The sequence below is a fragment of the Burkholderia sp. E168m22 genome (assembly GCF_001319805.1).
GTDB lineage: Bacteria > Pseudomonadota > Gammaproteobacteria > Burkholderiales > Burkholderiaceae > Burkholderia > Burkholderia orbicola.
The window spans coordinates 1-19,558 of sequence record NZ_BBSK01000103.1 but is presented as its reverse complement, the minus strand read 5'-3'; the positions used below and the strand labels follow the sequence as shown (position 1 = coordinate 19,558).

The following is a 19,558-nucleotide window of genomic DNA, read 5'->3' as shown; positions in this document are numbered from 1 at the left end:
TGCACAGAGCGGCCGGCCTTCCGCGGCCCGCTTGCGCTCAGAACCGATGCCGGATGCCGACCGTTGCGACCACCTGCGTACGCGTCGACGAAGCCGCGAGCCCCGTGACGTTCGCGAACCCGAGCGTCGCGCCCGACGGCACGCCGAACGCGTGCTGGTACACGGTTTCCGCATACGCGTCGGTGCGCTTGCTCAGCGCGTAGTCGGCCATCAGCGTCGCCTGGTGCCACTTCGGCCGGTGGCTGTCGGTTGCGTCGTCGTAGCGGCCGTCGGTGAACGTATAGGCGCCCGTGAACGAAACCGCCGGCGTCAGCGCATAGCGCGCGTTGACTTCGTAGTTGTCGAAGCGCAGCGCATTCAGCGCGCCGGGCAGCGACGACGCGGCCGTCTCGTCGAACATCGTGTGCGTCCACAACGCGCCGATCGTCAGCCGGTCGAACGCATAGCTGCCGCCGGCGCCCATCACGCGCTGCCTCACGGCCGGGAAGTTCGGCGCGTCGTTCGCCGACAGTGCGCCGCCCGTCGTCAAGCCGCCGCGATTGAGTTGCAGGTACGCGGCGCCGAGGCTGACCGGCCCGTTCGCATACGACACGCCCGCACTGTATGCGCGGTTGTTCGCGAAGCCACCGGCCGCGTTGCCGAACCCGTACAGGCCGCCGAACTGCCAGCCGGCGAGCGTCGGGCTCGCGTATTTCACCGCGTTGTCGATGTAGAACGAATCGTCGAGGTTGTCGTTGTCGAACGGATGCGACGCGAGGTTGTTGCCGTCGCCGTTGTTCGCCATCGCGAGCGGGCCGAGATAGTCGACCACGGCGTCGTACTGGCGGCCGAGCGTCAGCGTGCCGTATTGGTCGCTCTGCAGGCCGACGTACGCACGGCGGCCGAACAGCGTGTTTCGATAGGACTGCATGCCGTTGTTCAGGTTGAAACCGCTTTCGAGGCGGAACAGCGCATGCAGGCCGCCGCCGAGATCCTCGTTGCCGCTCAGCCCGAAGACCGTATTCGACAGCAGGCCGCTGCCTTGCTGCCACGCGTGCTTGCCCGACTGGTTGTTCGTATAGGCGATACCGGCATCCAGCATCCCGTAGAGCGTGACGCTGCTTTGCGCATGCGCGACGGCGCTGACGAAGGCGAGCGAGAGGGTACCGACGACTGCTTTTTTCATTACGTGTGTTTCCTGGAAAGGCCCGTTGCGACGGGAACGGCGATTCGCCGCGCGTGGCCGTGCGGACATGCGCGTTCGAATCGATGAAAAGGGGAAGCGCGTGATGTGTGTCACGCGCGGCGGCGGCGAACGCCGGCTAGTGCTGCAACAGGCGGATCGTGCCGAACTCGGCGGCCGGCAGCACGCGCAGGATCGACAGGATCGCGGGCGATGCCTGCGAACGCGGGACTTCGAGCTCGATGCACGCGCACCCGGTGCGGTGGTCGAGCGCGGCCGTATAGAAGTTGAGCGCCGCGCCGACCGCCTGATGCAACCGGCGTCGCACGAGCGCGAGGTCGTCCGCTTCGATGCGGATCGACAGCAGCACGCGTGCGTCCGCGAAGGAACGGCGCCGCGAGCGATGGGCAGCAGATCGCATGAAGCGGCAAGTTCCGTTCTGGTCGGTGTCATGTGCTCATCCCCGTCACGTCGTGCTCCGCACTGCGGAGGCCTCGTCTTGGACATGAAGCCCATTCTAGGAATCGCCGCGGCGAAACGGTGTATAGACTCGCCGCGCGTCTGCAAAGGGGGCGTAAACGTGCCGTGCGGTGCTGGCGCTCGAGGGCGAAGGGCATGACGAGCACGCGACGGCCACGCTGTCGTGGGATGACGGGCTGGCCCGCGTGGAAAACCGTCTCAGCCGGGGAAGTCTAGACAGCCGCCGCGCGCCGTTCGGCGGCTTCCGTACACCGCAAGAAAGCTGTCATTCAGCTTCGCGTAACCAATAATTAATTGAAAATTAAGGAAAATCCTGCGCGCGGCCCTAATCTGCCGACAATTAGAGATAAACACGGATTGCTGACCCCATCCCGGAAAAGGCAAAGTTGTATGTACAACTTGGGCGTCGCCGAAGGAGGCGATTCCCTGGTTGGAAGGGCGGGCAGCACGCCCGGAACCCGCCCGGTTTGCCTCCGACAGGAACGCCATGAAGAAACTCGCGCTCAGTATTGCCCTCGCCGCGCCGTTCGCGTGATACGTCCGGCTTGATGAGCCGGCAGCATCACGTCGTGCGTAGAACTCGTTTGATGTGCCGTTAATGGCTATCGACAATCCCGCCACCTCGTTCTGGGTCCCTCATATGATCTTCCAAGGATTTGGCCCGCTGCTGTGGGCCGGCACGGTCGAGACCGTGAAGCTCGCGGTGCTGTCGCTCGCCGCGTCGCTGATACTGGGCCTTGCAGGCGCGGCCGCGAAACTGTCGGCCAACCGCGTGCTCAAGTCGGTCGGCACGTTCTACACGACGCTGATCCGCGCGGTGCCAGACCTCGTGCTGATGCTGCTGCTGTTCTACGGGATCCAGATCCTGCTGAATAACGTGACGGACCTGCTCGGCTGGGACCAGATCGACATCGACCCCTTCGCGGCCGGCGTCGTCACACTGGGCTTCATCTACGGCGCGTACTTCACCGAGACGTTCCGCGGCGCGTTCCTCGCGGTGCCGCGCGGCCAGCTCGAAGCCGGCTTCGCGTACGGGATGAGCGGCTGGCGCGTATTTCACCGCATCCTGTTCCCGCAGATGATGCGCTTCGCGCTGCCAGGCATCGGCAACAACTGGCAGGTGCTCGTGAAAGCCACCGCGCTCGTGTCGATCATCGGCCTCGCCGACGTCGTGAAGGCGTCGCAGGACGCGGGCAAGAGCACGCTCGATTTCTTCTTCTTCACGCTGGCGGCAGGCGCGATCTACCTCGCGATCACGACGGTGTCCAACGTCGTGCTGCATCACCTCGAGAAGCGTTATTCCGTCGGCGTCCGGAGGCTCGCACTGTGATCGAACTCGTCGGCCAGTACTGGCAAAGCTATCTCTATTCCGACGGCTACCGCTTCAGCGGCCTCGCGATCACGCTGTGGCTGCTGGTCGTGTCGATCGCGCTCGGTTTCGCGCTTGCGGTGCCGCTCGCGATCGCGCGGGCATCGTCGAACCGCTGGATCTCCGGCCCCGTGTGGCTCTATACGTACGTGTTCCGCGGCACGCCGCTCTATGTGCAACTGCTGATGTGCTACACGGGTATCTACAGCCTGCAGGTCGTGCACGACCACGTGCTGCTCGACACGTTCTTCCGCAATGCGATGAACTGCACGCTGCTCGCGTTCGTGCTGAACGAATGCGCGTATGCGACGGAGATCTTCGCAGGCGCGATCAAGGCGACGTCGGCCGGCGAGATCGAGGCCGGGATGGCCTACGGGATGTCGCGCTTCAAGCTCTATACGCGCATCGTCCTGCCGTCCGCGCTGCGTCGCTCGCTGCCGAGCTACAGCAACGAAGTGATCCTGATGCTGCACGCGACGACGCTCGCGTTCACCGCGACGGTGCCAGACATCCTGAAGGTCACGCGCGACGTCAATTCGGCGACGTACATGTCGTTCCAGGCCTACGGCATCGCGGCCGTGCTGTACGCCGTCGTCGTGTTCGCGCTCATCTGGGCGTTCCGCAAGCTGGAGACGCGCTGGCTCGCGTATCTCTCGCCGCGCGGCCACTAACGCATTCGCACGATCCGCAACGAAGGACCCCGCATGTACAAGCTTACCGTTGACAACCTGCACAAGAAATTCGGCGACAACGAGGTGTTGAAGGGCGTGTCGATGAGGGCGAAGGCCGGCGACGTGATCAGCATCATCGGCTCGAGCGGCTCAGGCAAGAGCACGTTCCTGCGCTGTATCAACTTCCTCGAGCAGCCGTGTTCGGGGCAGATCACGATCGGCAGCGAGCCGATCCAGACCACGCGCGACCGCAACGGCTCGCTGCGCGTGGCCGACCAGAAGCAGCTGCAGCGGATGCGCACGAAGCTGTCGATGGTGTTCCAGCACTTCAACTTGTGGGCGCACATGACGGTGCTGGAGAACGTGATCGAGGCGCCGATGGCCGTGCTCGGCGTCGGCAAGGACGAGGCGATCGACCGGGCGCGCAAGTATCTGGAGAAGGTCGGCCTCGCGCCGCGCGTCGAGGGCATGTATCCGTCGCACCTGTCGGGCGGCCAGCAGCAGCGCGTGGCGATCGCGCGTGCGCTCGCGATGGAGCCGGAAGTGATGCTGTTCGACGAACCGACGTCGGCGCTCGACCCGGAACTGGTGGGCGAAGTGCTGAAGGTGATGCAGAAGCTCGCCGAGGAAGGCCGCACGATGGTCGTCGTCACGCACGAGATGGGCTTCGCGCGCAACGTGTCGAACCACGTGATCTTCCTGCATCAGGGGAAGATCGAGGAAGAGGGCGATCCGCAGCAGATTCTCGTGAATCCGAAGAGCGAGCGGCTCGGGCAGTTTCTGTCGGGGCGGTTGAAGTAAGTACGCGCACGGATTCGACCCGCCGCAAAACTGGAACGCTTAATGCTTGTCTCGCGTGATCCTTTCGATGAAGGAGCAACGCGATGAGCACGCCGACCACCACCGCTTTTTCCCATGTGAAGCCACAGGACACCGTCTTTCAAGGCGAGGGCCTGCGCGACTTCTTCCTGTACCGAGATCTCGGCATCGCCGCCGCGACGAACGGCAAGGTCGTCGCGCAACTCGTCAGGGCCAATCATGCACCGGAGGCGGGCACCGGCTGGCACCGTCACGAGGCCGAGTTCCATATCGTGATCATGCTGAAAGGCTGGGCGCGCTTCATGTACGGCGAACAGGAAACGCTGGTGGCGGCCGGCGACTGCGTGCATCAGGCGCCGGGGATCGTCCACTACCTGTTCGACTACTCGCCGGACATGGAGTACCTGGAGATCGTCGGGCCTGCCGACTTCAAATCGATCGACGTCGACGGCCCGTGCGCGGTGCCGGAGCCGACGCCGTGGGGCGAGGCCGGTGCGTAGCGTGCCGGTTGGGTGTGCGTTTTCGACGAACCGCCTGCACTCAGGCGGTTTTTTCTTGCTCCGCTGACTTTCGCGAACGGATTTTCGCTTAGACACATTCCTTCGAATTCCAAACGATCGCGAAGCTGAAGAACCAGAAAGAAAAGAAAGACATTCGTCAGCTGCGAGCATCGATTGGCGAGGCGATGTCAAAGATCGTCAATTGCACACGGGTGCGGTGCACGGCCCGTCGACGACCGGCGTTAAGGAGGTACCAGCCGGATCGCCGGCTGACCTGTCCGGGAGAGTTTCACCATGAACCGCATCGCGAAGATCCTGACGGCCACCGCACTGGCTTGCGCCGTGCTCGTGCCGGCACTGGCCGAAGCGCATTCGCACCGCGTGTGCCACTTCGATCATCACCATCACCGCGTGTGCCGCTGGGTGCGGTAACCGTCGCTGTTGCCGGGAAGGCCCCGGAAGTTTTCATCATTCAGGCAAATCAGGAGAGGACCATGAAAAAAACGATGTTGATCGCCGCGCTGGTCGCCGGCATGGGTGTGTCGATCGGTGCGTTCGCGCAGGTTCCGGCCAGCGCGCCGGCCGGCACGACCGGGCTGTGCAAGGACGGTTCGTTCTACTCGGGCGCATCGAAGAAGGGCGCGTGTGCGGGCCACAAGGGCGTGAAGACGTGGTACGGCGCATCGGCCGCCGCCGCGGCGAGCGCACCGGCCGCGGCGCCCGCAACGGCGGCTTCGGCTGCGCCGGCATCGGGCACCGCACCCGCGAAGAGTGCGGCCGCGACGACCGCCGCAGCGCCGGGCGGCGGCGCGGGCAAGGTGTGGGCGAACGACGCCTCGAAGGTCTACCACTGCTCGACCGACAAGTACTACGGCAAGACGAAGCACGGCAGCTACATGTCGGAAGCCGACGCGAAGGCGAAGGGCTACCACGCGTCGCACGGCAAGGCCTGCTCGTAACGAGCCGGCCCGGCGCGCGAGTCGTTTCGCTCGCGCGCCGTCCTGATGCCGCAGCAAACATCGCCCCGCCTCTCCGGCGGGGCGATTCACTGTGTCGCTAACCGCGTTCAGTGCGCGTGATCCGATTGCGCTTCGGTCGCCGTATCGATCGCGGCTGCGCGCGCATCGAGCAGCGCACGCAGCGTGACGTAGTGAGTGCCGCTGGTGTCGCCTTGCGCGTCCGCGGTGCGATCGTACGGCTCGTTGTCGTGGATCGTCGCGCGCACGATCGGATAGATCTGTGATTCCCATCGGCTGCCGTTGAACACGCCGTAGTGCCCCACGCCCGTCTGTACATGGTGCGTCTTCAGGTACGACGGCAACCCCGAACACAGTTCCTGCGCGGCCACCGTCTGGCCCACCGCGCAGATGTCGTCCTTCTCGCCTTCGATCGTCAACAGTGCGGTGCGATGAATCGCCGCCGGTTCGACGAGCGTGTCGCTCACCGCCAGCTCGCCGCGCGCGAGCGCGTACTGCTGGAACACCTTCTCGACCGTTTCCAGATAGAACTCCGCGGTGAGGTCGGCCGTCGCGAAATATTCGTCGTAGAAGTGCCGCAACGTATCGGCTTTCGCGGGGTCGCCTTTCGCGCGTTCGTAGTACAGATCCGCGAACGACGCCGCATGCCGGTCCGGGTTCATCGACATGAACGCGCCGACCTGCACGAAACCCGGATACACGCACCGCTGCGCGCCGACGAAACCCGTCGGCACCACGCTGATCAGGTTGCGCGCGAACCATTCGATCGGCTGGCTCGTCGCGAGTTCGTTGACCTTCGTCGGATTCACGCGGCAGTCGATCGGGCCGGCCATCAGCGTGAGGCTCGCGGGCTGCGCCGGATCGCCGCCGGCCGCCATCAGCGACACTGCCGCGAGCGACGCGACGGTCGGCTGGCAGATCGCCAGCACGTGCGCGTCCGGGCCGATGTGGCGGATGAAGTCGATCACATGCGTGACGTACTCGTCGAAACCGAAACGCCCGGCCGCCAGCGGGATGTCGCGCGGGTTGTGCCAGTCGGTGATGTACACGTCGTGGTCGGCCAGCATCGTGCGTACCGTGCCGCGCAGCAGCGTCGCGAAGTGCCCGGACATCGGCGCGACGATCAGCACGCGCGGCTGGCGCGCGACCGGCCGGGCCTTGCGGAAATGCAGCAGCGTCCCGAACGGCGTGGTCGTCGCGGCTTCCTCGACGATCGGCACCGTTTCGCCGTCGACGACGACCGACGCGATGCCGAACGGCGGCCGCCGATGCGAGAACGCGCAGCATTCGAGCAGTTCGCACAGCGCGTCGACCATGCGGCCCGTCGGCGTCGAAGTCGCCGGCGGCCACAGCGACATCGTCGCGCGCGTCGCGGCCGCCCACGCACGCGCCGGGCGCAGGCATTCCGCAGACCATTGATAAAACGGATAGGCAAGCAGGTTCATGACCGTCGCTCGTGACGCCGCAGTGAAGGGAACGAGGCAAGCCGTATGCCAGCATGCTCGCTGGCACGCGCGTTGCACGTGGTTCCGGAACGCGGCGGCGCGCGGTACGTGATGGCGGCAGGGCAAAGGCCGTGCATAGCCGCGCTGGTCGGCGTGCGACACGTGCCGCGATGCCGTGCCGCGTTGCGCCAGTTCGGCGAACGCGCCGCACAGGCGTGGTGCGGCCGTTCATGCGGCGCGTCCGTTTACGGTGCAGGGGCACGAACGACATTCAGCAGGGGAGCAACATGGAATCCAACGCACGGACGACGCTGACCATCAGCAGCCGCAATTATTCGTCGTGGTCGATGCGCGGCTGGTTGCTCGCGAAGCTGAGCGGGCTCACGTTCGAGACGATCAGCGTGCCGATCGATGCGACGTCGCGCGCGGAGCTGCTGCTGCTGTCGCCGTCGATTCTCGTGCCGTGCCTGACGCACGACGGCAACGCGGTGTGGGACACGCTCGCGATCGCCGAATACCTGAACGAGATCCGCCCGCAGGCGCGGCTGCTGCCCGAAGACCGGCATGCACGCGCGCATTGCCGGTCGATCTGCGGCGAGATGCATTCCGGCTTCAGCGCGTTGCGATCCGCGCTGCCGATGAACCTGCGCGGGCATTTCCCCGGCTTCCGGATCTGGTCGCGCGCGCAGCACGACATCGAGCGGATCGTGACGATCTGGCGCGAGTGCCTGGCCGAGTACGGCGGCCCCTGGCTGTTCGGTGCGGAGATCGGCATCGCCGACGCGATGTATGCGCCGGTCGTCACGCGCTTTCTCACCTACGACGTGAAGCTCGAACCGGACGTTGCCGAGTACTGCATGCGCGTTCTCGCGCATCCGTTCGTCGCCGAGTGGATCGAGGAGGCGAAGGCCGAGCACGAAGACATCGACGAGCTCGACATGGAGTTCTGACCCGACGCGGGCGGTCGCGGCAGGCTTTCAATTTCACTACTGGCGCAAGCGGCGAAACGAACGATCGATGCGCCCGCGCAATCCGCAAACGTTTTACCTTGATTTCGGTTCGAAACGAGTACGAATGCCCTAAAGGATGTTGCGCACGATGACGTAAACGAGTCACGGGGACGACTCGTGATCGCATGCTTCAGACGTGCGACGCGCGGTCCGCAATAACCAGCGCAGCAGGGGAATCGACTTGAATCGTCAGCAATCGTGGACGCGTACCGCGGCGCCCGGAGAAATCATCTATTCGGAGGGCTTCGCGGGCGAGCCCGTCCTCTTCCTCATTACCGACGGCAAGGTCGAGCTGTCCACGCGCTGCGACGACAAGCGCGTGATCGTCGCGACGCTCGGCCGCGGCGAGTTCTTCGGCGAATCGGCGCTGCTCGCCGCCGAACCGCGCGCGCATACCGCGAAGGCGCTGTCGTTCTGCCAGCTCACGGTCGTACCGGCCGGCGTCCTCGATGAAGAAATCGAGCGCGTGTCCGCGCTGCTGCGCCATATCGTGCGAACGATGATCCGCCGCGTGAAGCGCAAGGACGACCAACTGGCGACCTATACGCATGCCGACTTCATGCCGGGCGTGCTGTCGTATGCGCACGTGCTGTCGCTGATGGCCGGCGCCGATGCGCGCGAAGCGGGCGACACGTGGGCGCGCCGGCCGATGCAGGCGCATGCGGCCGAAACCTCGGTGCCGCTTGCCGAAGTGATCCGCAAATGCCGCGCGATTGCCGGCCATTCCCGGCCGCACGTGCTCGCGATGCTGCGACGCATGGAGAAGCTCAACCTCGTCACGATCGAAGCCGCGCAGGCTGATGGCGCCGGCAGCGCAAGCGACTACGCGGCTTCGTCGGATGCGCGCCAGGTCGTCACGTTCGACGCCGCACGCGTGATCGACCGCGCGCAACAGGTGGCCGATCACGATCTCGACCTGTCGATCAACAGCGAACTCGAACTCATCGAACTGGCCGATCTCGAATCGCTGATCGGCGTCGACAAGACGCTGCTGCTCAACAAGTTGTCGAACGGCGAGATCGCGGAAGAAGTGTTCGCGTTCCGCAAATCGAAGGTGCTCAACTACGTCGAACAGAAGGGCGTGGCGTACTTCTCGCGTCGCAACGGGCGCCGCGGCGGCGACGTGCGCGCGCTCGAGGATCTCGTGTGGATCGACCAGCGCACGCTGTTCGACGTGATCAGCGCGTTCGATACCTACGACCTCGCGAAGCTGATCGCGAACCTCGACGATCGCGCGGTGGCCGACAAGCTGTTTTCCGTGATGACCGAGGCGCGGCGCAACGAGGTGTCGTGGGTGATGCGCCGCGAACTCAAGCTCGATCCGGTCGAGATCGAGGACATCGAGCAGCGCGTGCTGGAGGCCGTACGTGCGGCGAAGGCGCCTGCCGCGGGTGCGACGGCCGTCGCGTCGGCTTCAGCGTCGGATGCGTGATACGGAGAACGCATATGGATCTGTTGACCCTGGTCGGTGTGGTGCTGGGCGGCGCGGCGATCGTGTTCGGGTTCGCGCTGGAAGGCGGGCACTTCTCGATGCTGTTCCAGTTCGAGGCGCTCGTGATCGTGCTCGGCGGCACGCTCGGCGCGGTGATGATCCAGAACACGTGGGCGCGCTTCTTCGATGCGGTGAAGCAGTTGCGGCTCGCGTTCGTGCGGGCCCGCGAAGTCGATCGCAAGAACCTGTCCGACCTGCTCGAATGGGGCGACCGCGCGAAGCTCGACGGGCTGCTCGCGTTCGAATCGATGGACGTGAGCGGGATTCATCCGTTCGCGCGGCGCGGGCTCGAACTGCTGGCGAACGGCGTGTCGACCGCTGTGCTCGAAGATGCGTTGCAACGCGAACTCGATGCGTACGAACGCAGCCGCCTCGCGGCCGTGCGCGTGTGGCAGCAGGCGGGCGGCTATGCGCCGACCTTCGGCATTCTCGGCTCGGTGCTCGGGCTCGTGCAGGTGACGAGCCATATTCTGGAGCCGGCGCAACTTGGGCCGGGCATCGCGGTGGCGTTCATCGCGACGCTGTACGGGCTCGCGTTCGCGAACCTCGTGTTCCTGCCGCTGTACGGCAAGCTGCGCGCGCAGATCGACAGCGAGATGCGGTTCCGCAAGCTGTATCTCGATGGCTTGCTCGCGATCTCGCGCAAGGAGTCGCCGCATACGATCGAGACGCGGTTGACCGGCGATGTGCGCGGGCGTGCGGCGGAATCGCTGGCGTGATGTTCGTGCGCTTCGTGCCTGCGCGTATCTGCACCTGTTCCTTACCGTTTGGCGAACCCGGATTCCTGACAGCATGACGGCTCGAACTGACGGCGCATCCGCTGCCGATCGCGACGATGACGAACTCGAAGGCGCGCAGTCCGGACGCTGGCTGATTTCGTACGCGGATCTCATCACGACGCTGATGGTGCTGTTTCTCGCGCTGTATGTGCTTCAGCTCGCGAAATACAACGCGCTCGATGCGCGGTATCAGACGCTTGCGCGGCAGGCTGGGGGTGCTGCGACTGCTTCCGTCGATGCTGCCAAGTCCGACCCTGCGCCGCCGTGGCTCGCGCTGCTCGATTCGTTGAAATCGAATGGACGCATTGCGCTGGTGAAGGCGCCGCATGGCATCGAGATCGGTATCGACGCGAAGATTCTGTTCAATGTCGGCGATGCTCGCTTGCTGCCCCATTCGTCGCCGGTGCTGAACCAGATTGCGCAAGCATTGAGCGAGCATGCAACCGGCGACATCCTCGTCGAAGGCCACACGGACAGCGTGCCGATCGCGAACGCGAAATACGAATCGAACTGGGAGCTTTCGTCGGCGCGGGCGGGGAGTGTGGTGCGCTACTTGACCGAGCGCGGTGTCGCGCCGCATCGGCTGGCGGCGATCGGGCGGGCGGATACGCAGCCGCTTGTCGCGGGGGACGATGCTGGTTCGAGAGCGCGCAACCGGCGTGTCACGATCTTCGTTGCTTACTGATCAGCGCTTTGTATTTGCGTTGTTCGCCGTGCATATAGGCGACCGCATATGCCCACCCATCCACAACATAACGAATCTCGAATGATCGCTATCTGAAATCAGCGATGCGGTTCTGCGCGTGCATGCCGATAACCCAATCTGGCTCAGACCGAGCGGTTATCGAGGGTTCCCCATGCATTTCTGGCGCAAGCTTTCCATTCAGAACAAGCTGATTCTCAGCATGACGAGTTGCCTGCTCGTGTTCGTCGCGATTTCGAGCGGGCTCAGCGTCCGTCTGATCGGCAACGCGGTGCGCGATCGCGTCGTCCGCGAAGAGCTGCCGACCGCCGTCAATGGCATCCGCGCCGACGTGCAGCGCCAGATGGCCGGCCCGATCGCCGCGTCGCGCATTCTGGCGCGCGATGCGTTCCTGCTGCAATGGGAAGCCGACGGCGAACCCGATGCCGGCACGCGCAACTGGATTCAGCTCGCGAAGAACGTGAAGGACGAGCAGAAGGCCGCGTCCGTGCAGTGGGTGTCGGTGAAGAGCGGCAACTACTACAACGAAGCCGGCCTGCAGCGGAAGGTGACCGACAAGGATCAGTGGCTGACCAACTTCCTGTCGTCCGGCAAGGCGTACGACGTGAACATGGATCGCGAGGTGACCGTCGGCGGCTACATGATGTTCATCAACAGCCGCGTGGAACTCGACGGCGTGCCGATCGGCGCGGCGAGCATGAGCCTGTCCGTCGATGCGCTCGCGAAGGGCATCTCGGCTTACCGGATCGGTGAGACCGGGTTTGCGTACCTCGTGCGCCCCGACGGCGCGATCATGATGCATCGCGATACGTCGCTGATCGACGGCAAGCATTTTCTGAAGGATGAGCGGGGACTGCCGGGGGATGCGTCGTCGACGCTGCTTGCGGGCAAGCCGTATGCGTACCTGAGCTATGAGGGTGATGGCGGCGCGCGCTTCATCGCGACGTCGTTCATTCCGGAACTGAATGCGTATGTGGTCGTTCAGGTGCCGCAGGCCGAACTGCTCGGGCCGGTGACGCGTGCGATTCGCAGCGCGGCGCTGGTGGCGGCGGTGGTGGGGCTTGGGGTTGCGTTGCTCGTGATCTGGCTGGTGGGGCGCGCGATTGCCGCGCCGATTCGGCGGGCGGCGACGCTGCTGTCGGAGATCGCCAGCGGTCAGGGCGATTTGACGCGCCGGATGACGGTGGAGAGCGAGGACGAGATCGGGCAGTTGTCGGATGCGTTCAATCGGTTCGTGTCGTCCCTGTCGACGCTCGTTCATCGGATTCGGGCGGCTTCGGCTTCGATTGCGACTGGGTCGGCGCAGATTGCTTCGGGGAATGCGGATCTGAGCGAGCGCACCGAAGGGCAGTCGAGCAACCTGGAGCGGACGGCTTCGTCAATGGAAGAGATCACGGCCGTGGTGCGCAACAACACCGAGACGGCGACTACCGCGGCGAAGATGATCAACGGTGCGGCGGATACGGCGGCGCGGGGTGGGCAGGTGGTGGGCGAGGTCGTGACGACGATGGAGCAGATCAGTGACGCTTCGCAACGGATTTCCGAGATCATCGTGATGATCGACAGTATCTCGTTTCAGACGAATATTCTGGCGCTGAATGCTGCGGTGGAGGCGGCGCGGGCGGGGGAGCAGGGGCGCGGGTTTGCTGTTGTCGCTTCGGAAGTGCGGAATCTGGCGCAGCGCAGTGCGCAGGCGGCGAAGGAGATTAAATCGCTGATCGAGCATAGCGCGGGGACGGTGGGTGCCGGGTCGCGGCTCGTTAGTGAGGCGGGGAAGGTGATGAGCGATGTTGTTGCGCAGGTTCAGGGCGTTAGCGCGATGATGAGTGAAATTGCGGAGGCTAGCCTGGAGCAGAGTGCCGGGATCGATCAGATTGGGGATGCGGTGCAGTCGCTCGATCAGATGACGCAGCAGAATGCGGCTTTGGTCGAGGAAAGTGCGGCGGCCGCGGAGAGTTTGAAGCAGCAGGCGGCGGAATTGACCAAGCTGGTTTCGGCTTTTAAGGTGGATGAGTAAGGGCTGGTTGATGGTTTGAGTTTGGGGCGTTTCTGAGGGACGGCTGCCGTGGGGTCACGGCGGCCGTTTTTTGTTGGCACAGGGTTTGGCGGCATTTATAGAAATGAAACGAATTTTCAGATCGAAGATTTTTGCAGGCCGGTGATGCTTCTCGCCACCACCGCTACAGAGGGCGCGAAGGTTGTTGAGTCACCGACGGATTCTTACCTGGTTTATCGGGGAGAGGGTTGCGGCAGAGGTGGGTGCGGCGAAGATGGAGGATAGGGGGCATGCCACAAAATAATACCGGCGACATGAACATACGGCCGGTTAAGGCGGGCAGGTCAAGGTGAAATGGTTTTCTGCACAGGCGGGAGTAACGTGCAAAGCTCTGTCGTCGATGACAGGAAACTGACTCTGTTTGTTACGACGGTTTCGCTTCTGAAGCGGCGGGTGAAGACTAGGGATATGAAGATCAAGTCGTGCCGATATCTTCGATAGCGAGACTTTTTATGCGGATGTGTTCGCTGAGGCCGCAGCGATGTTTCGGTCTGACGATTTTCCGGTGAAGAATGTATTCGACTGATGCGGTAAATGCTATTATTAATTTTCGTTGGAAAATCAATAAAATAATGGATTTAATCCTTGGTGGCGGCTCCTATTGATGGTGCCCGCGGATTTGAATTGCGGGCACGTGATCGGAATTTTATGTGGATTTGTCTATGTCACTGAAAATTTTGATCGCCCAGGGCTCCAATTGCAAATCGATACAGGAACCGTGCACTAGTATATGCGGCATACAAATGAGCTCCATCTTTTTTGTCTTCATCTCCGAAATCGCAAACGGATTTTATTGATATGCATTTTGGTCGTGGTTCTGATGCATATTGTGCGGCAGTAAAAACTGCATAAGTTTCCATTTCTACGCCGACTAAATTCTTGTGTTGATCTTTGACGTCATCCATAAGTGATGCTGCTTGTAGCACTGATGCTCCACTCGCCATCGCCTCGACGAGCACTTTAGGTGCTCGATCAACGACCTGCTTTCCATCAAAGTCTCGATAAACAGCTTTTAGCCATTCTTCGTTGTCAAGTCGTTTAACAATCCCGCGAAGTCCCTCGTCAAGGCGCCACGGATACGGTGCAGGCCGAAATTTGAGTTCGGACTCCGGTGTTTCACGAACCCACTTGCCACTGCCCCAGTCAAAACAGGGGTCCGCGATCAAAATATCTCCGATCTCCACCTTTCCTTTCACTCCTGCACAGATTCCGCTCATTGCTAAAAGCCGTGGTCGAAAGGACTGGATAAGTTTTGAGGCTGCAACTGCGGCCGCCGGCATCCCCATTTTAGGCGCCGCTACTGCGATAACGCTTATCTGACAATTGCCATTTGAAAAATTACCTGAAAAATATCGACTATGATCATAGTTTACTGGAAGTTCTTTCCAATCTGCTGGTAGAGCTAATATACTCTTAAGCTCTTCATCTTCCAGTGCGACGACAATACCAAGGTCAACATGATATGTTTGACCATCGTTCGAATAAGGTGGCCGCTGCATGTTGATCATATAGCGGACGGCCTCTTTAAGATGAGCTTGCCATCCCAGTTCCGAATAGGAAAATCTGACGAGTTTCCATAACGGAGACGCAAAAACTTCTTCAGCGGCCTCGGCTCCGTCATCGTATGCTGTCATTCCTATGATGCATCCCGGCGGTATTGCGTTGTTATTGTTCCGCACGAAACTCATGACCTCTAGGCCGGCCCCAGTCTCCGTCGGTTTGTCCGCCCGGGGCGGGATATTTATATCTAAAATAAGAAGATCAAATCTTCTCGCCGAAATCTGTTTCTTTGCTGATAGCGCATCGTCAACATAGGTTATTTGATCCAGGGCCACGCCCTCTACTTCTATCAGTGTTTCGATGAGTAGGCGGCGTTTTTCTGTTTCATCTTCAACAATAAGAATCTTTATCATTTTAAATATAATTGTTCGGTATAAGATTGTTCAAATCGTCTTGCCATTCGTTATCGGACGGTGAGAAGTATACGCTTCCGACAAACATGGATGGAAATTCTTTGGTGCAGAGCGTAGTCATTTCGGCGAAGCTCATTTCATCTTCGCCCTCACCAAAATGCTCTAGTTGTGTGATTACTACTACTCTTGTGGAAATATCTCGAAGGCGCAATTTTCTCATTAAATCGTAACCCCCCAGTGGTCGATTTCGTCCTTCTCTAACGTTCGGTCCTCGATCAAACGTAGGGAGGTTCATGTCCAGCAGAACTATATCCGGGCAAGTGGTCTCAATTGCCTTCAGGCCAGTCTGAAAGCTTCCATATAGTCTTATCGAGGCATCAGTAAAATGTTCTTGCAGATAAGCGCATATTAGATCGGCTTTTAGTTGATTGTCCTCGATGACATAGATTTTCATGCTGTCTCTCCCACGTCACCCAGTCGGAAAGTTGTCGTAAATTGTCTGTCGTCGGTAACGGATAGATTCAATGAATGAGATTTTCGTAGATCAAATTCAGCGATCCGCCATACTTTTGATAATCCTGAGCCACCCTCCTTTCGTGCTAGTCGCAGGGCGGAGTCGCGGCTATATCGAGCCATTGCCGCTTCAGCCTGAGCTCTTCTTTCGATCAGGTCGATCGACTCTGATAAAGAGTTAGTAATTTCTATCACGACATACGAGTTTTCCCGTCGAGCAGATACTTTCGTTTCGGGAACGAAATCCTCGTAACCTGAATGAAGAAGAACATTTTGAAGAAGAATGAAAAGTATTTCGCAGATGCCATCGAGCATGAAGCCTGGCAGTTTACCTTGGACATCCACATTCAATATAGGAACAATCTCGTATCCAACATAGCAGTTTGCAATCTGACGAAGTGCAACATGGGCGGCGATATCAAATTCAAACGGTTCTCTAATCAAATCAGTTGGCCGACGAAACCATTCGCTTACAACGTCCACGGCAGCGTCATACTGAGTGCGCGCGCGCGCGATTGCATCCGTGAGGGGGAGGAGTCGTTCGCGACTTATCTTTTCTTCGAGATTTTGGATAAGTGCGGTGAATGCTGATTCGACATGGCTGCGTGCGGAGGTGCCTAGTTCCAATCTAATTTCTTCCATAGAAGAATCGGCGAGTGCCCAGCATTTTGCAACTAAGCGATCCGCAACTTCGTCGAGTGTGGTTTCGCTATTGATGGTATTACTAATCTCCGCAAGTGAATCAGGCTCAACAAATAATGCGAACATGCCGTCGGGTGTTGGACTGCTTTTTATCCGAAGTCGACGTTCGAGATAAGTCGAGATCATTTCTTCCACCCGCGTAGTGAATCTCACCAAACATCGCCTTACGTGATCTATCTCCGTCTCGACTAAATGACTAAGTCGTCTCATCGTCAATTCAGGAATGTAGTGAGCCTTGTTTCGAGTCCTGCAAAGCAGACCTTCCGTTGCGAGGGGACCTCTTAAGTGACCTTCAAAAGCTCCATGCCGTATTGTCGTGCTCAAATGCGTATCTAAACCGTAAGCGGGACTATAGGCAAATTGGCTCGCTACCTCCAGGTACATCGTATGGAAGAGTCCTTCCAATTCGGATGTTGGTAATTTAAAATCACGAAACTCTAATAATCCTTGGGTATGGATCATCTCTTCAATGCGCTTGGAGAGTTTCTGAGCTTGATAGGTCAGCGCGGGAGAATTTTGAAGTTCCTTATAACGTGCTAGGCTGTCCGTTAGCGAAGCTTCGAAAGCATTGCGAATTCCGACTTCGTCAACGAATATCTTGCTCGTCTGAACTTTCTTTAATAATAGTGCGACATTCAAATCTCGGGTAATTATTCTAATTTCATCCTGATACGAGGCGGAGTTGTGTGCGTCGATTTTTAGGAGGTGTTGGCAGATTGCAATGCGCTCGCTCTCTACGTCATCCATGCTCTCAAATGCCGTGCAGTCATCGAGAATTCTTGTAGTGCAGACGTTTCGAAGGAAATATATGAAGCGTGATTTTGAGCAAAAATCAGGTTTGTTAAATAAGTCGGTTGGTCGATTTGCTCTTTGCTGGCCGATGACGTTTTCATAGATATCCGATAGTTCCCGATCCCATCGAGGATGCACATGCTTTGACAATATTTGCAGTAAGATGGAGAGATCTAGGGATGAAAGTAAAGCGGACTCGTCCAAGCATTTTTTTGCCAATTCCGCGAGCGGTAATTGTAGCGGCAAAGATTCACCTGCGACCGCTTGATCAACGATTAGTGCGAGGCATTGCGCATAACACTTGGCTGTGTAAAGCGCCTTGAATAAATACGTTTTACCCGTCATGGCAACATACGATATTTCACTTGCGGCGCATCGGGTGTATTTTTCAATCGCAAATTTAAAATCGGATGCACGAAAGGCTATGTGGCCTTCGTAAGCATCCTTTCTGTATGTGGGAAGCGCTGGAGGGAGCGTGTGGGTGCCCTCTGCGCTAGAAGAGAGGGCGACGCGAAGAAGCATCGCTGGCGATTTGGGGCATGCCGCAGCGAGCGTTTTTGTCCATTCTTTATCGTTTGATATTGCTGCGTATACAGCTGCATTCCACGGATTCGAAACGTGTCCGTTCAGGGCGACATAGCGGTCCAGGTCGCTGTATTCCCGCAGAAAAATATGATCATGCCCCCTCTCAAGGAACCCCCATATTTGCGTTGAGTACGGGTGTTTCGAGAGAGTCAGTGCAAGTTTTCGAAGGGTATGACGGGCATGAACTGCATTGGCCGATGTTGAGAGTGCTTCCTCCATTGATTCAATCACGCGGTCGCGAAGAGACGATTGCGTTGATCTCGGAAGGTTGCCTAGCAATGCGCGAGATCTAGCAATCAATTCGAGACTCTCTGCATCGCTGGAGACAACATCTAGATATTGTCCGATTGTGTAGTTATCCGCAGCGCGTAATTCGGCCGAATCGCAATTGGGTAAGATGGTTTGCCCTAACGCCGACATCATATTTGTGATTCGACGATCACCAAGTGAGCCTAGTAGTTGAACAGCCGTGCGAAATGAATCGGATATTTCTCCCCGAGTTCGAGAGAGATGTTGTTGTGCGATTGTGACAAATGTCTCAAATCTGTCAATTATTGGATTTGGTTCCTCGTAATTGATCGGTGTCCGTAGATGTTCGATACGCTTTGATCCATGTCCAAGTACGTGATGGATGCAATAATCTGCGAGTTCTCCGGTTCCAAGTTGCGAAATGTCGCTCTCTATCTTCGAGTAGGAAACGTTTTCCTCGCTTCGAATGCTGAAGTAGTACGCAATCCATGTGGCCTGAGCACTCATGCCATCTGCGGCAAATATAGATTCGAGGTATTCTTTCTGGGCTTGTAATCCTTTGTCGAGTTGGAGTAGCTGTAGCTTAAATCCTATTAGCCAGAGAGAGAATCCAAATTTAACCTCAATTTGTTCTAAAATTTCTAAAGCTCGAGTTGGATGCTCCGTTGCGAAAGCTCGCTCAAATTCTTCTTTTTTGATAATAAATTCATAAATATCTGATTTAAAGATGGATAGAACGGATGCGGTCCACAGTAATTCTGTTTCGGTGTCTAACTCGTGAAGCCGAGTGCGAATCGGAAAATTTTCTAAACTCTTGGGAAATGTCGTTGGTGCGAAAATGTATTTGTATGCGCTCTGTCGGCCAAGTTCGTTCACAATTCGGGGGAAGTGTGAAGCTGACACCAGCGAGCGGGCTTTTGAAAGCCCGGCGCGCGGATTTGCGACAGAGTGGATTGCGCGACGAAAAGTGCGGAGTTGGGTTTCTGCCCCAAACCCTTTGGATATCGTTTTTCTCTTTTTTGATTTGGCCATTGTAGTAAACGTTCTTGCTGCGGGTCTTATAAAACGCCGAGCTCCCCCGGCTGTACACGTGATTGTACTCTTGACATTGATTGCTGCTGCATGTGCTTTCCGAGATTAGTGATATTACCTAGCTGCCAGCCTAATCTCTATGGGTGCCCTCGTTGTCTCCCGGAGATTGCCTTTGCAACATAAGAGAGGGAAGACGTTTGACGAATCGGAACCTGCCAACTTCAGCCGCTCCTGTCAGCTGCTTTCAGTGGGAGGCACAAAAGGGTGCTCGCGTAGTGGAGTCTCGGTTTCGCGCCAAGAGTCCCTATA

18 protein-coding genes are annotated in these 19,558 nt (G+C 59.1%); 11 read left to right on the top strand and 7 right to left on the bottom strand.

Annotation, left to right across the window (positions count from 1 at the left end; all coding sequences use genetic code 11):
• Positions 1–37 precede the first annotated feature (37 nt).
• The 3 genes from AP428_RS23515 to AP428_RS36825 all read right to left on the bottom strand — a co-directional run bounded on the left by AP428_RS23515 (position 38) and on the right by AP428_RS36825 (position 2,254).
• Positions 38–1,165, bottom strand: a complete 1,128-nt coding sequence (locus AP428_RS23515; protein WP_011548283.1) for a porin — start codon at positions 1,163–1,165, stop codon at positions 38–40.
• Between the two features lie 136 nt (positions 1,166–1,301).
• Complete coding sequence (locus tag AP428_RS23510; protein ID WP_226292267.1) at positions 1,302–1,583, bottom strand: hypothetical protein; 282 nt, start codon at positions 1,581–1,583, stop codon at positions 1,302–1,304.
• Positions 1,584–1,840: 257 nt separating this feature from the next.
• A complete protein-coding gene (locus tag AP428_RS36825; RefSeq protein WP_125381449.1) occupies positions 1,841–2,254 on the bottom strand; it encodes a hypothetical protein in 414 nt (137 codons plus the stop codon).
• 28 nt (positions 2,255–2,282) lie between these two features.
• Here AP428_RS36825 and AP428_RS23505 point away from each other — a divergent pair, with 28 nt between their 5' ends.
• From AP428_RS23505 to AP428_RS23485, 6 genes are all read left to right on the top strand, one after another.
• Positions 2,283–2,972, top strand: a complete 690-nt coding sequence (locus AP428_RS23505; RefSeq protein ID WP_011548281.1) for an ABC transporter permease — start codon at positions 2,283–2,285, stop codon at positions 2,970–2,972.
• Positions 2,969–3,682 carry an ABC transporter permease gene (locus AP428_RS23500; RefSeq protein ID WP_011548280.1) on the top strand — a complete coding sequence of 238 codons (714 nt, stop codon included), beginning with the start codon at positions 2,969–2,971 and terminating at the stop codon, positions 3,680–3,682. The genes AP428_RS23505 and AP428_RS23500 overlap by 4 nt, the downstream gene beginning before the upstream one ends.
• 33 nt (positions 3,683–3,715) lie before the next feature.
• Positions 3,716–4,483 (top strand): ABC transporter ATP-binding protein, encoded by a 768-nt coding sequence (locus AP428_RS23495; RefSeq protein ID WP_011548279.1) that lies wholly within the window; start codon positions 3,716–3,718, stop codon positions 4,481–4,483.
• An 83-nt stretch (positions 4,484–4,566) separates the two neighbouring features.
• The gene (locus tag AP428_RS23490; protein ID WP_006479584.1) at positions 4,567–5,001 is read left to right on the top strand and encodes a cupin domain-containing protein; all 435 of its coding nucleotides are present in this window, start codon (positions 4,567–4,569) and stop codon (positions 4,999–5,001) included.
• A 294-nt stretch (positions 5,002–5,295) separates the two neighbouring features.
• On the top strand, positions 5,296–5,433 hold the full coding sequence (locus tag AP428_RS37245; protein WP_006488624.1) for an HHHH-motif protein: 138 nt from the start codon (positions 5,296–5,298) through the stop codon (positions 5,431–5,433).
• Positions 5,434–5,495: 62 nt separating this feature from the next.
• Positions 5,496–5,960: a DUF3761 domain-containing protein gene (locus tag AP428_RS23485; RefSeq protein WP_011548278.1), complete on the top strand. Its 465-nt coding sequence runs from the start codon at positions 5,496–5,498 to the stop codon at positions 5,958–5,960.
• Between the two features lie 107 nt (positions 5,961–6,067).
• Here the strand turns inward: AP428_RS23485 and AP428_RS23480 are convergent, their stop codons facing one another.
• Positions 6,068–7,423: a polyhydroxyalkanoate depolymerase gene (locus tag AP428_RS23480; protein ID WP_011548277.1), complete on the bottom strand. Its 1,356-nt coding sequence runs from the start codon at positions 7,421–7,423 to the stop codon at positions 6,068–6,070.
• 287 nt (positions 7,424–7,710) lie between these two features.
• Between AP428_RS23480 and AP428_RS23475 the strand changes: the two genes are divergently transcribed.
• The 5 genes from AP428_RS23475 (at position 7,711) to AP428_RS23455 (ending at position 13,424) form a co-directional block, all read left to right on the top strand.
• Positions 7,711–8,373, top strand: a complete 663-nt coding sequence (locus AP428_RS23475) for a glutathione S-transferase family protein (RefSeq protein ID WP_041489417.1) — start codon at positions 7,711–7,713, stop codon at positions 8,371–8,373.
• A gap of 241 nt (positions 8,374–8,614) precedes the next feature.
• Complete coding sequence (locus AP428_RS23470; RefSeq protein WP_011548275.1) at positions 8,615–9,865, top strand: Crp/Fnr family transcriptional regulator; 1,251 nt, start codon at positions 8,615–8,617, stop codon at positions 9,863–9,865.
• 14 nt (positions 9,866–9,879) lie between these two features.
• Positions 9,880–10,644 carry a flagellar motor protein gene (locus AP428_RS23465; protein ID WP_011548274.1) on the top strand — a complete coding sequence of 255 codons (765 nt, stop codon included), beginning with the start codon at positions 9,880–9,882 and terminating at the stop codon, positions 10,642–10,644.
• Between the two features lie 73 nt (positions 10,645–10,717).
• Positions 10,718–11,389 carry an OmpA family protein gene (locus tag AP428_RS23460; protein ID WP_011548273.1) on the top strand — a complete coding sequence of 224 codons (672 nt, stop codon included), beginning with the start codon at positions 10,718–10,720 and terminating at the stop codon, positions 11,387–11,389.
• 172 nt (positions 11,390–11,561) lie between these two features.
• Positions 11,562–13,424: a methyl-accepting chemotaxis protein gene (locus tag AP428_RS23455; RefSeq protein ID WP_011694661.1), complete on the top strand. Its 1,863-nt coding sequence runs from the start codon at positions 11,562–11,564 to the stop codon at positions 13,422–13,424.
• Positions 13,425–14,128: 704 nt separating this feature from the next.
• Here AP428_RS23455 and AP428_RS35740 read toward each other — a convergent pair.
• From AP428_RS35740 to AP428_RS35730, 3 genes are read right to left on the bottom strand one after another with little or no spacing between them, the layout of a single operon-like run.
• Positions 14,129–15,376, bottom strand: coding sequence for a response regulator (locus AP428_RS35740; RefSeq protein WP_011548271.1), 1,248 nt, complete (start codon positions 15,374–15,376; stop codon positions 14,129–14,131).
• A gap of 1 nt (position 15,377) precedes the next feature.
• Positions 15,378–15,830 carry a response regulator transcription factor gene (locus AP428_RS35735; protein WP_011548270.1) on the bottom strand — a complete coding sequence of 151 codons (453 nt, stop codon included), beginning with the start codon at positions 15,828–15,830 and terminating at the stop codon, positions 15,378–15,380.
• Complete coding sequence (locus AP428_RS35730) at positions 15,827–19,249, bottom strand: hypothetical protein (RefSeq protein WP_011694662.1); 3,423 nt, start codon at positions 19,247–19,249, stop codon at positions 15,827–15,829. Before AP428_RS35730 ends, AP428_RS35735 begins: the two co-directional genes overlap by 4 nt.
• Positions 19,250–19,558: the final 309 nt, after the last annotated feature.

Excerpts from the sequence above, each read along its gene's own strand:
- AP428_RS23515 (WP_011548283.1), bottom strand. The coding sequence starts at position 1,165 with ATGAAAAAAGCAGTCGTCGGTACCCTCTCGCTCGCCTTCGTCAGCGCC.
- AP428_RS23510 (WP_226292267.1), bottom strand. The coding sequence starts at position 1,583 with ATGCGATCTGCTGCCCATCGCTCGCGGCGCCGTTCCTTCGCGGACGCA.
- AP428_RS23505 (WP_011548281.1), top strand. The coding sequence starts at position 2,283 with ATGATCTTCCAAGGATTTGGCCCGCTGCTGTGGGCCGGCACGGTCGAG.
- AP428_RS23495 (WP_011548279.1), top strand. The coding sequence starts at position 3,716 with ATGTACAAGCTTACCGTTGACAACCTGCACAAGAAATTCGGCGACAAC.
- AP428_RS23490 (WP_006479584.1), top strand. The coding sequence starts at position 4,567 with ATGAGCACGCCGACCACCACCGCTTTTTCCCATGTGAAGCCACAGGAC.
- AP428_RS37245 (WP_006488624.1), top strand. The coding sequence starts at position 5,296 with ATGAACCGCATCGCGAAGATCCTGACGGCCACCGCACTGGCTTGCGCC.
- AP428_RS23485 (WP_011548278.1), top strand. The coding sequence starts at position 5,496 with ATGAAAAAAACGATGTTGATCGCCGCGCTGGTCGCCGGCATGGGTGTG.
- AP428_RS23480 (WP_011548277.1), bottom strand. The coding sequence starts at position 7,423 with ATGAACCTGCTTGCCTATCCGTTTTATCAATGGTCTGCGGAATGCCTG.
- AP428_RS23475 (WP_041489417.1), top strand. The coding sequence starts at position 7,711 with ATGGAATCCAACGCACGGACGACGCTGACCATCAGCAGCCGCAATTAT.
- AP428_RS23465 (WP_011548274.1), top strand. The coding sequence starts at position 9,880 with ATGGATCTGTTGACCCTGGTCGGTGTGGTGCTGGGCGGCGCGGCGATC.
- AP428_RS23460 (WP_011548273.1), top strand. The coding sequence starts at position 10,718 with ATGACGGCTCGAACTGACGGCGCATCCGCTGCCGATCGCGACGATGAC.
- AP428_RS23455 (WP_011694661.1), top strand. The coding sequence starts at position 11,562 with ATGCATTTCTGGCGCAAGCTTTCCATTCAGAACAAGCTGATTCTCAGC.
- AP428_RS35740 (WP_011548271.1), bottom strand. The coding sequence starts at position 15,376 with ATGATAAAGATTCTTATTGTTGAAGATGAAACAGAAAAACGCCGCCTA.
- AP428_RS35735 (WP_011548270.1), bottom strand. The coding sequence starts at position 15,830 with ATGAAAATCTATGTCATCGAGGACAATCAACTAAAAGCCGATCTAATA.
- AP428_RS35730 (WP_011694662.1), bottom strand. The coding sequence starts at position 19,249 with ATGGCCAAATCAAAAAAGAGAAAAACGATATCCAAAGGGTTTGGGGCA.